This window comes from Protofrankia sp. BMG5.30, from assembly GCF_001983005.1.
In the GTDB taxonomy this organism is placed as follows: Bacteria; Actinomycetota; Actinomycetes; order Frankiales; family Frankiaceae; genus Protofrankia; species Protofrankia coriariae.
The window spans coordinates 57,151-67,974 of the sequence record NZ_MOME01000014.1; the positions used below are offsets into that span (position 1 = coordinate 57,151).

Consider the following 10,824-nt stretch of genomic DNA (forward strand, 5'->3'; position numbering starts at 1 on the left):
GTCTCGCGGTCGAACGACGCCGGTGGACGGCTGTCGGGGCGAGTTTACGACTTCGTGAAGGACTTCACGAAGTTGACATGATCTTGCACGCGGGGACACCGCGAGCTCGACCCGTGATCATTTCCTGGACCACCCCCAGCGGCCGACGGTCAACGCACGCCGCAGACGGGCCTCCTCGACCCGCCAGTAGCCGTGTTCCCGCCCGTCGACGAGAACCACCGGGACGCGGTCGCCATAGGCGTCGGCGAGCTCGGCCGAAGTGTCGACGTCGACCTCTGTCCAGCCGGCGCCGGTGTCGGCTGCCACCCGGATCACCGCGGCGCGGGCGTCGGCGCACAGGTGGCAGCCGGCCCGGACCAGCAGGGTGATCTGTCGATCCGCCGCCCGCGCGCCGCCAGCGCCATCTACATCGCCAGTGCCAGTGCCAGCGACATCGCCGGCGCCACCGACGTCCGCCCGCGCGCCGGCACCAGTACCGGCGGCACCCCCGTTCGCGCCGTCAGCGCCACCGCCGGTGCCTCGGCCCGCGGAAACCCTCACCATCGCTGCGACCATCCGTTTCGATCATCAAAAGGCGTCTGGACCGAAAAGATCCCCCACCCGGGCAACAAAGCCGGAAAAGCACTTCGTCCCGGCGCATGATGACGACCGTGCATCTTCACCTCACTCCCCATGCCCGCCGGCAGGTCGTTGGCTACACTCAACTTTCCAAAGGGTTCCGGAGGATCAAAGGTAGCGCGATCATGTTCTTCCCGCGCGCGGAGTTCCTGTCGGATCCGGGAGATGCGGCAGATCCAGGTCCCCGGACGACTCGATGACTCCGGTCGCGCGGGAGGGGCGCTCGTCGGATCGCCGCGCGGTCCCCTGGTCTCCGATCCCCGGGTTGCTGACCAGGCCGTCTCTGGCCGTTGACACACCTTGACGCCCTTGACGACGCCCCTGACCCGAGAGGAGCAGAAAGCGGCCGCGTCGCCGTCGGTTTCGTCCGACCTGATCCGACACCCACCGGAGGATCCCGGTTCTCGAGCGGGCCACGCCACGCCCCGCCGGGCCTCCTCGATCTTTGGAGCCAGTATGCCGTCCGCCCTTTCCCGAACGTCGCGGGGGCGCGGAAGCGAGGTCCCCCACCCGGTGGACGGCCCGAGGCCCGGCCCGATGTCCGTCGCCGCCCGCGGCACCGCGGGCCGATCACCGACGTGAACCCGCTGTGGGCGCAACCGGCTCTCGATCTCCGCGGCTGGGCGGCGCCGCGCGCCGGCTCCGCCCGGGTCGTGGTGCCGCGTGCCGATCCCACCTGTTTCGCGGCGCTACGCGCCGAACTGGCCCGCATCATGCTCGTACTCCGTGCGACCACGCCGGTCGGCCCCCCCATGGCCCACTCGGCGGGAGGGGCCTCGCCCGGCCGGCAGACGGCCCAGGCCACCTCCCCCGACGGCCTGGTCGACCACGGGACGCCCGTGCCCGACGAGTCGCCGTCGAACGCCCACCGACCCGACGCCGAGCTCGCGGCCCTGGTGCGCAACGCTCAGCAGGGCGACGGCGAGGCGTTCGGGGAGCTCTACGACCTCTACATGGAGATGGTCTTCCGCTACGTCTACTACCGGATCGGCAGTTGGACGGCGGCCGAGGACATCGTCAGCGAGACCTTCCTGCGCGCGCTGCGCGGCATCAGGACCTTCACCTGGCAGGGGCGTGACATCGGTGCCTGGTTCATTACCATCGCCCGAAACCTGATCATCGACTCCCGGAAGTCCCGACAGGCCCAGCTGGAGTTCCCCACCGACGACATCCTCTCGGCGGGGCGGGATCACGTCGTGTCCGGGCCGGAGGAGTCGGTGCTGGCCRTCATCACCGGCCRGGCCCTCATGGACGCCGTCCGCACGCTCAGCCCCGACCAGCAGGAATGCGTGGTGCTGCGCTTCGTCGAAGGGCTCTCTGTCCGGGAGACCGCGCTGGCGATGGGCAAGAACGAGGGCGCGATCAAGGCTCTCCAGTACCGGGCCGTACGCTCGCTGGCCCGGCGGCTCCAGGAGAACCCGGCCTGAACCACCCACAGCGCACCGCGGCCGGCGCCAACTCGCCACAGAGCCGGCGAGCCGGCACATCTCTCGCCACAGCCGGCGGCGCAGCCGGCGGGACTCGTCGCGGCTGGCGCCGCGACGCGGGCAGCGGACATCCCGGTACCGCCACGGGCGGTGGCCCGCTGGGCGCCAACCGTATGCCCGGTGGCGGGTAGGCTTCCGGTGCCGCCGCGGGCGGTGGGCGTCCGGGCGCTCGCGAACCGTGGATGCGCCGGGTGGATGCGCTGGTACGCCGCCGCGAGCCGCTCACACCGTACGCTTCGCACGTCAACGCTTCTTCCCAGGTCACCGTGACAGTTGTTCCCAGGTCACCGTGGCAGCACGGTGGCAGCTCCCAGGTCACCGTGACAACGGTGGCAACTCGCGGGTCACCGTGACAGTACGCTCCCTCCCCGCGCCGCCCACGCCCAGGAGATCATGATGCGGTTTCGACCACGCCCGCAACGGTCGGCGGACGACAAGGCCCGCGCGGCGGATGCCGAAGCCGCAGCCGCCGCCGCCCTGAAGGTGGCCGCCGACCAGACGGCCAAGGCGCCGCCGGACCCGACCGCGGCGGCCTTCTTCGACGTGGACAACACCATGATGATGGGGGCGTCGATCTTCTACTTCGCGCGCGGACTGGCCGCGCGCGACTTCTTCCAGTCCCGCGACCTGCTGCGGTTCGGCTGGCAGCACGTCACCTACCGGGTCCTAGGGCAGGAGAACACCGACGGGATACGCGACGTCAAGGAGGCCGCGCTCGCGTTCGTCGCCGGCCGCGAGGTCGCCGAGATCGTCCGCTTCGGCGAGGAGATCTACGACGAACGGATGGCGGAACGAATCTACTCCGGCACCCGGGCCCTGGCCGAGCAACATCTCGACGCCGGGCAGCGGGTGTGGCTCGTCACGGCCACCCCGGTGGAACTCGCCTCGGTCATCGCCCGGCGGCTCGGGCTCACCGGCGCGCTCGGAACGGTCAGCGAGGTCGTGGACGGACGTTACACGGGCCATCTCGTCGGAGAGCCGCTGCACGGCCCGGCCAAGGCCGCCGCGGTGCGCGCGCTCGCCGAACGCGAACAACTGGATCTTTCTCGGTGCTGGGCCTTCTCCGACTCGATCAACGACCTGCCCATGCTGTCGCTGGTCGGCCACCCCGTCGCGATCAATCCTGATCCCGACCTCAAGGCCGTCGCCCGGGAGCGGGACTGGCCGATCAAGGACTTCCGCACCGCCAGGAAGGCAGCCCGGATCGGTGTGCCGACAGCGGCCGGGATGGGCGCGCTCGCCGGCGGGGTGGCGGCCGGCATGGCGCTGCGACGCCGCTACATCGGCGCGACCAGCTGACCGCCGGACGGCCTGCCACCTTCTGGACGGCCGGGCCACACCGGAGACCGGGGACCGGGGACGCCTACCGGCGGCCGCTGGGCATGCCGGGATCGTTCGGTGTGCCCAGCCGGGTGGTGCGTCGGGCCTGCTCCGGCGACGGCTCGGCCCGCCGCGTCACCCAGACGATCGACAGCACCGAGGCCACCTCGATGACGGCCAGCCACACCGCCAGAAAAAGATCACCTATGGCGACCAGGACCGCGACCGCGGCGGTCACCGACAGTAGATAGCCAGCGGTGAGGCCGCGGCCCACCCAGGTCCGCCGTGATCTTGCGCGCCACCAGCTCATCCGCCGCCCGTCCATGGTCGTCACAGATCAGAAGAATACCGACCGACGTTGCATCAGCAGTCCGTAGAGGGAATGCTGAATCGTCTCCCGGATGCGGTCCGTGAGCTCGAACACCAGCATGGGGTCCTCGGCCGCCGCCGGGTTCGGCGATTCCGTCTCCACCGGTTCGCCGAACTCGATGAACCATTTCGACGGCAGCGGTACCAGGCCGAGGAGCCCCAGCCACGGAAATGTCGGGGTGACCGGCAGATAGGGCAGCCCGAGCAGTCGGGCGAGCGTCCGGAAGTTTCCGATCATCGGGTAGATCTCCTCGGCCCCGACAATCGTGCACGGAATGATGGGGACGCCCGTGCGCAGGGCGGCCGAGACAAAACCGCCGCGGCCGAAGCGCTGCAGCTTGTAGCGTTCGCTGAACGGCTTGCCGATCCCCTTGAAACCTTCCGGCCAGACCCCCACCAGGTGGCCACCGGCAAGCAGCCGTTCGGCATCGGCCTGGCAGGCGAGGGTGTTACCGGTCTTGCGCGCCAGCGGTGCGAGGAACGGCACGGAGAACACCAGGTCCGCGGCGAGTATCCGCAGGTGCCGGTGGGCCGGATGATGGTCCATTATTGCCAGCGAGGTCATGATCGCGTCCAGCGGCAGGGCACCGGAGTGGTTGGCCACGATCAGCGCGCCACCGGTGTCCGGAACGTTCTCCAGACCGCGCGTCTCGACCCGGAAGTAGTTCTGGTAGACCGGACGCAGCAGCGGCGCGATGACGTTCTCGGTCAGGTCCGGGTCAAAACCGTGCTCGTCGACCACGTAGTCGCCGGTGATCCGGCGCCGCAGGAACGCGAGAAAACCCGCGAGCGCCCGTTCCAGGCTGCCCGCGTTGGCCAACGGCTCGGACGGCAACACGGACGCCGGCCCGGCGCCGACGTCGTCGGCGGGAGCGTTCAGACCGAAAACACCCGCCCGCTCCTTCGAGGCCCACGTATCGCCGGCCTCCGGGGTGAGGAACTCCCCGGGTCCCGGGGATTCCCAGGATGCCCGGGACTCCCTGGAAACCGCCGGGCCCCGCTCGCCGGCCCCGCCGGGGCCTGTCACGTCGGCGCTGTCCGGACGCGCGCTGTCCGGACGGGCGGGGGCCCGGCGCGCCGAGTCCCGGCCGCTCGGGGGACCGGCGTCACCCCACCGCTGGCCGCCGGAACGCTCCGCGGCCGTCCGCGTCTCCGTTGGTACCGCCGTCGCTGACGTGGGCGGGTCGCTCCGGCGCGGGTCCGGGCCGGAGCCCTCGGCCCGCCGGTGGTCGGCGGCACGCCCGCCGCCGACCGGCCCACCGGCGTCGGTGCCGCTCGCGGCGGCCGAGTCATCGTGATCGCCCTCTGTCGGGCCCTGCGACCGGGAACGGCGTTCCGTCGCGCCACCGCTCGCCCGGATGCGGGCGTTCTTGCTGCCCAGCGGGATGATGCGCGCCTCACTCACATCCGTGACCACCTTTTCACCGGACTTGCCCTGATACTCTGTGTGAGCTGCCAGGGTGTTCTGGATTCCCCGGGTGGGCCTCGGGCTCCCCGGCTTTTTCGGGACCCGCGGGTGCGCGGCACCTGATCGCGACACCTGTGTGGCCGCTGGTGTGGCCGCGCGCTCCTCGGTCGGCCGGTACCGGTGGGACAACCACCTGCCCGGCCCACGTCCCCGACAGCCCGCTCGCCGGTCGAACGCCGCTATCCAGCGGCCTGCCGACCCACGGCCCACGTCTRCCGGGCCGGACCGTACGGGGGACATCGCATGGTGGTCACTGTCATGACCGGGTTCATCTCATCTGTCTCCCGTCCAGCTCCGGTCCGTCTTCCACACGCCCTTCTCCCTGCCCACCGCGGAAGCCACCCAAAGGCGGTGACGACGGTCGTGAGGTCCTGACCACAGGCTGGTCATGACGTCCCGACCAGCCTGCGGCGCGCGAGCACGTCCAACAGGGTCCGCTCCAGCCGGACCACAGCGTCACGGTTGATCGCGAAACGCATCGGACGGTCCCGTACGAAGTCGTCGAAAGTCTRCAGTGTCGTGAACCGCGGAATGTAGTTGAACACGTGTTTCAACCGGGTGGTGTCGACCGCGCGCCCGTGCGCGAGAAAGCCGAGCTGTTCGGCGGAGAAGTCCAGCAGCCGGGATCTGCGAACCAGGTTTCCCAACGTGACCACGGCCGGGGACGGCACCGGCAGGGGGGCGCGCCCGGCTCGCCGCACGGCCTGGGAGAGCAGGAGAACACCGTCCCCGGCGACGTTGAACGTGCCCGGATGGTCCTCGACAGCGGCCTGCATGAGCACGGCGAGCGCGTCCTCGCTGTGCAGGAGCTGGAGGCGCGGATCAAAACCGAGCACCGTCGGGACGACCGGCAGCTCGAGGTACCGGGTCAGCGGACTGTCGATACCGGGGCCGATGATATTGGTGAATCGCAGCACGCTGACGGTGACATCGGGCCGCCGACGGCTGAAACCCCGGACGTATCCCTCGACCTCCAGGGCGTCCTTGCTGTAACCGCCGCGGGGCAGACTGCGCGGCTCCATCTCCTCGGTGAACAGCGCCGGATCGGAGGGTGATGATCCGTAAATCGTCGTGGTGGACTTGACGATCACCTTTGTGACGCTCGGCGCCTTCTGGCAGGCGGCGAGGAGCTGCATGGTGCCGATGACGTTGATTTCCTTCATCRTGGCCCGGCCACCGGCTCCGAGCGGAGTGGCGATCACATTCAGATGAAGGACGGTGTCGACAGCGGCGGCACTGATTACTTTCGCGATCAGCGGATTACGGATGTCYGCGCGTACGAACTGGGTCCGGCCGAGATCGTCGCGGGGCGGCACGGTATCGACCCCGATCACATTCTCGATCTCCGGATCGGCCGCGAAGACACTCGCCACCTGTGCGCCGAGCGGCCGGGAAACACCGGTCACCAGCACGCAGCGTGGTCGCATTTCTCGTCGCCCCCTGCCCCGATACCCGAGCCCATGCTACGCCCTGGCGTTGTCACGCCAGAAACATCGTGGAGTACATGGCGTTGCGTCCTATTGGTCGACGTTAACCAACGTCGACATTGCCGGGGCAGCATAACTCGAGGCGTCACCGCGGGTTCATCCGGTAACGATTCCGCCGGTCTCGCCCGACAACGATTCGCAGGTCACATCCAGTGACATCACTCGGCCTGGCGGYGCTGCCGGGCCGGGAACACCGACCGCACAACCGAACACAGAACGCCAGGTAGGCGACCGAACGCAAAAGGTGGCAACAGGAAAACACTGAACGTCGGTACGGAAACGGATGGTACCGACGATGTCACCGAAAGAACCCGCCGGCAACGACAGCCAGACCGCACCCGATGGATGCCGGCCGATCTGGACGATGATCCAGAAGGCTCTCCGCGAGGCAGAGACAGCCGAACCCCCTGCGCCGCGACCAAGGCGTAGCAGGATCATCACCGACAGCGGAATCGCCGACACCTCACGCGGCGCGACCGGGGACCCGCGCCGTCGCATGACGACGGTGCGGACCGCCAGTCGCGCCGGGCGGGAAGCCTCGGACGGAGACCCATGGGCGGAGACCCGGTTGTGCTTACAGCACACGGGATGCCGCCCGGATCACCGCCCTGGCCGACCAGCATCCAGCGGACACGGCGCAATCGGCATCCGGCTACGGCGAGCCCGTTGCGATGCGTCCGGCCTCCCGCGCCCGGCATCCACCGTCACCGTCTACCGTCCGATATCCGGACGAACCGGCCTGCTTCACGACAGGCCGGCAACGGAAGAAACTCGAAGTAATCGTTTAGCTACTTCTTGTTACGCCGTTGAACGCGGGTCCGCTTGAGGAGCTTGCGATGCTTCTTCTTGGCCATGCGCTTGCGACGCTTCTTGATAACCGAACCCACGAACCCGACCGATCTGTTGGAAGGAAAGCCGAACGAACTACCGGCCGAGCCTACCCGCTCCACCGGACGACGTGGCACGGCCACCGCCTCCCCCGCGGACGGACGAGTACGCGAACGGAGCGATGACGTGGTTTCGCCCCCCGCGCACCCTGCGTCTTCCACGTCACGGCTCCGTTCGACGACGCCCCTGGCGCCCTGGCGGGGTTTTCGCGTTCGGGCGGGGTTCGGTCAGGCGGGGCTGGCCAGTTCGCGGGAGCGGTCACGGGCCGCTTCGATCGCGGCCAGCAGGGCCGCTCGGACGCCGTGCTTCTCCAGCTCCCGGATGGCGGTGATCGTCGTGCCGCCCGGGGAGGTCACCGCCTCCCGCAGCAGCACCGGATGCTCGCCGGAGTCGCGCAGCATCACAGCCGCCCCCACCGCGGTCTGCACCAGCAACTGCGCCGCGACCCCCCGCGGAATCCCCAGCAGGATACCCGCGTCGATCATGGATTCGACCAGATAGAAGAAGTAGGCCGGGCCGCTGCCGGAAAGGGCCGTCACGGCGTCCTGCTGCGCCTCCGGCACCCGGACGACCTTGCCGACCGGCGCCAGCAGCTTCTCGGTGCGGCGCAGGTGCTCCTCGCCGGCATGGGCACCGGCCGAGATCGCCGACATGGCCTCGTCCACCAGCACGGGGGTGTTCGTCATCACCCGCACCACCGGCGTGCCGGCGGCGAGCCGGTGCTCCAGGAACGCGGTGGTGACGCCGGCCGCCACCGAGATCACCAGATGATCCGGTGTGACGACACCGGCGATCTCGCCGACCAGCGCGGTCATGTCCTGCGGTTTGACCGTGAGTATCAGCACGTCCGCCCGGGTGGGCGCGGCCGGGTTGGAGACCRCTTCGACCCCGTGGCGGGCGGACAGCTCCCTGGCGCGCTCCGGCCGGCGCGCCGTCACGAACAGATCTGCGGGATCATGCCCGGAGCGCAGCATCCCCGACAGCAGCGCCTCGCCGAGCCTGCCGGCGCCGAGGATCGCGATCGTCATGAACATCCCTCCTGTTGGCGGAGCATCCCCGACCCCAGGCGGAGCACCTTCGTCAACCTGGCTCTCCTGTCAATCCGGCTCTCCCCGGTCCGACCCGTACGCGACCGGCCCTGGCGTAACCAACCTGCACGTAACTGACCCACGCGTGGCTGCCGCCGATTCCCGCGCGGCTCCCCCACCGTCCGCCGCCACAACCGTCCGCCGCCGCAACCGTCTGTCACTGTGACTGTCCATTGTCAAACTGCCAGTCACCGCAACTGCTGCTGTCCGTCACCGCCGGTGTCAGCACTCGCCTCCGCCCACCCGTCGCGCTCACGAGGTGGAGCGCAACGCGCGTGCGAAGAACAGCAGGTTGGCCGGGCGTTCGGCCAGCCGCCGCATCAGATAGCCGTACCACTCGCGCCCGCATGGAACATAGACCCGTACCGTCTCACCGGCTTCGGCGAGGCGCCGCTGCTCTCCGGGGCGGACCCCGTACAGCATCTGGTACTCGAACGGCCGCCGGGCCACCCCCTGTGACGCCGCCCCCTGCCCGGCCGCCCCCTGTGACACAGCCCCCTGTGACGCAGCCCCCCGCGGCACCTCAGCCGCCCGCCGGTCGAACCGCCCGTCCACGGCCAGCTCGACCGGCGGTGTCGCGACCGACGATGCCTCAGCCTGCAATGTCCCGGCCTGCGATGTCCCGGCCGACGGCACTTCGACCTGCGGCACTTCGGCCTGCGGCGCCGTGGGCGCCCGCCCGGCCGACCAGCCACCCGCGGCCGGCGCGCTCACGGGCAGCCTGCCCGTGGCCAGCGCACCGGCGAGGCCCGCGGCCAATTCGATCAGAACCGGGTCGTGGGTGGCCACCATCGGGTATCCCCGGCCCGCCATCAGAACCGCCAGACAACGCGCGTAGGAGGCACTCACCTCGGCCCGGCGGGTGTAGGCGACCGAGGCGGGCTCGGCATAGGCGCCCTTGCACAGCCGCACCCGGCCGCCCGCGGCGGCAAGATCGCGACAGTCCGCTTCGGTACGCCGCAGACAGGCCTGGACGACGGCACCGGTCTCGCCGAACTCCCGGCGCAGGTCGGCGACAACGGCCAGCGTGGCGTCGGTGGTGGTGTGATCCTCCATGTCGACGGTGACGCACGTCCCGGCGTCGCGGGCCGCCTGGCAGACCCGGAGGGCGAGATCACGCGCGAGCGCGGCGTCGACCCGCGCCCCCAGCGCGGAAAGCTTGACGGAGACCTCCGCCGCGGGCGTGAGCCCCACGTCGGCCAGCGCACGCAGCAGCCCGCCGTAGGCGGTGGCCGACTCCTCGGCCAGCCGGCGGTCCGTGACGTCCTCGCCGAGAAGGTCCAGCGACACCCACAGACCGGTGTCACGCAGGCCACCCGCGACCCTGACCGCCGCCGCGACGTCCTCCCCCGCGACGAACCGTTCCACCACGCCCCGGGTCAACGGCGCGGTGGACACCAGCCGCCGGACCCGCGGATCACCCGACATCATCAGCAGAGCCGTCCGCAGCACCCCCGCAGGATCCCGCAGCGCCTCCGCTCCGAGCCCGAACGCCACGGCAACCACCCCCGACACCCAGCGACACCCAGCGACACCCAGCGACACCCACCGGCACACTCCCACCACACCCCATCACATCCGCCCCGTTTCGCCAGACCCACCACATCTGCGCCACCACATCAGCCCTACGACTCGGAATCAGCCCTACTGCTCGGACCCCACTTCAGCCCCGCCGCGTCTGCTCGAAGGATGTGGGGGTGGTGCTGTGATAACAGCAGCAGATCCACATCGTTGCCGCCCACCCGCCAAACGGGACCCCAGCCCCAGCCCCGGGACGGAACGGGATGGGATGGGATGGGATGGGATGGGATGGGAGAACCTACGTCATGCGCTCGGCACGTTGCTCGAGGGCGGGGCGGGAAAGGTTGGACAGCCCACCACACCCGCGCCGCCACGTCAGCACCACCGCCGGCTCTCCCCATACCGGCCCCCACCGTGCGGGGAGCTCACCGCGTCAGCCCAAAGGACGTGAGCGCGCTGCCGCGACAACAGCAGATCCACATCGCTCTCTCTCCCAAAACGAAAAGAATTCGATCAGGGAGTGTCTCGTGATCAGTGTTTCCGGCGGATTTGATCAGTAGGTCTCAGCGGACGGCCAG

The 10,824-nt window shown here is 69.9% G+C and carries 9 protein-coding genes; 2 read left to right on the forward strand and 7 right to left on the reverse strand.

The window, feature by feature from the left end; genetic code table 11:
* Positions 1-117: 117 nt before the first annotated feature.
* Entirely contained in the window at positions 118-369 is a 252-nt protein-coding gene (locus BL254_RS29340) for a glutaredoxin family protein (RefSeq protein ID WP_043607207.1), read from the reverse strand.
* An 827-nt stretch (positions 370-1,196) separates the two neighbouring features.
* Here BL254_RS29340 and BL254_RS09300 point away from each other — a divergent pair.
* Together BL254_RS09300 and BL254_RS09305 are read left to right on the forward strand one after the other, a co-directional pair.
* On the forward strand, positions 1,197-2,045 hold the full coding sequence (locus BL254_RS09300) for a sigma-70 family RNA polymerase sigma factor (RefSeq protein WP_254857940.1): 849 nt from the start codon (positions 1,197-1,199) through the stop codon (positions 2,043-2,045).
* 456 nt (positions 2,046-2,501) lie between these two features.
* On the forward strand, positions 2,502-3,404 hold the full coding sequence (locus BL254_RS09305) for an HAD family phosphatase (protein WP_047224611.1): 903 nt from the start codon (positions 2,502-2,504) through the stop codon (positions 3,402-3,404).
* A gap of 64 nt (positions 3,405-3,468) precedes the next feature.
* On the opposite strand, the gene BL254_RS09310 is transcribed toward BL254_RS09305, so the two are convergent.
* The 6 genes from BL254_RS09310 to BL254_RS28280 all read right to left on the reverse strand — a co-directional run bounded on the left by BL254_RS09310 (position 3,469) and on the right by BL254_RS28280 (position 10,240).
* Positions 3,469-3,735, reverse strand: a complete 267-nt coding sequence (locus BL254_RS09310) for a hypothetical protein (protein WP_139342233.1) — start codon at positions 3,733-3,735, stop codon at positions 3,469-3,471.
* A 27-nt stretch (positions 3,736-3,762) separates the two neighbouring features.
* Positions 3,763-4,632, reverse strand: coding sequence for a lysophospholipid acyltransferase family protein (locus BL254_RS29345; protein ID WP_047224621.1), 870 nt, complete (start codon positions 4,630-4,632; stop codon positions 3,763-3,765).
* 1,016 nt (positions 4,633-5,648) lie between these two features.
* The gene (locus BL254_RS09320; RefSeq protein WP_076843081.1) at positions 5,649-6,689 is read right to left on the reverse strand and encodes an NAD-dependent epimerase/dehydratase family protein; all 1,041 of its coding nucleotides are present in this window, start codon (positions 6,687-6,689) and stop codon (positions 5,649-5,651) included.
* Between the two features lie 848 nt (positions 6,690-7,537).
* Complete coding sequence (locus tag BL254_RS09325) at positions 7,538-7,636, reverse strand: 30S ribosomal protein bS22 (protein WP_003948845.1); 99 nt, start codon at positions 7,634-7,636, stop codon at positions 7,538-7,540.
* Between the two features lie 228 nt (positions 7,637-7,864).
* A complete protein-coding gene (proC, locus tag BL254_RS09330; RefSeq protein WP_076843082.1) occupies positions 7,865-8,671 on the reverse strand; it encodes a pyrroline-5-carboxylate reductase in 807 nt (268 codons plus the stop codon).
* A 306-nt stretch (positions 8,672-8,977) separates the two neighbouring features.
* Positions 8,978-10,240 (reverse strand): proline dehydrogenase family protein, encoded by a 1,263-nt coding sequence (locus BL254_RS28280; protein WP_254857971.1) that lies wholly within the window; start codon positions 10,238-10,240, stop codon positions 8,978-8,980.
* Positions 10,241-10,824: the final 584 nt, after the last annotated feature.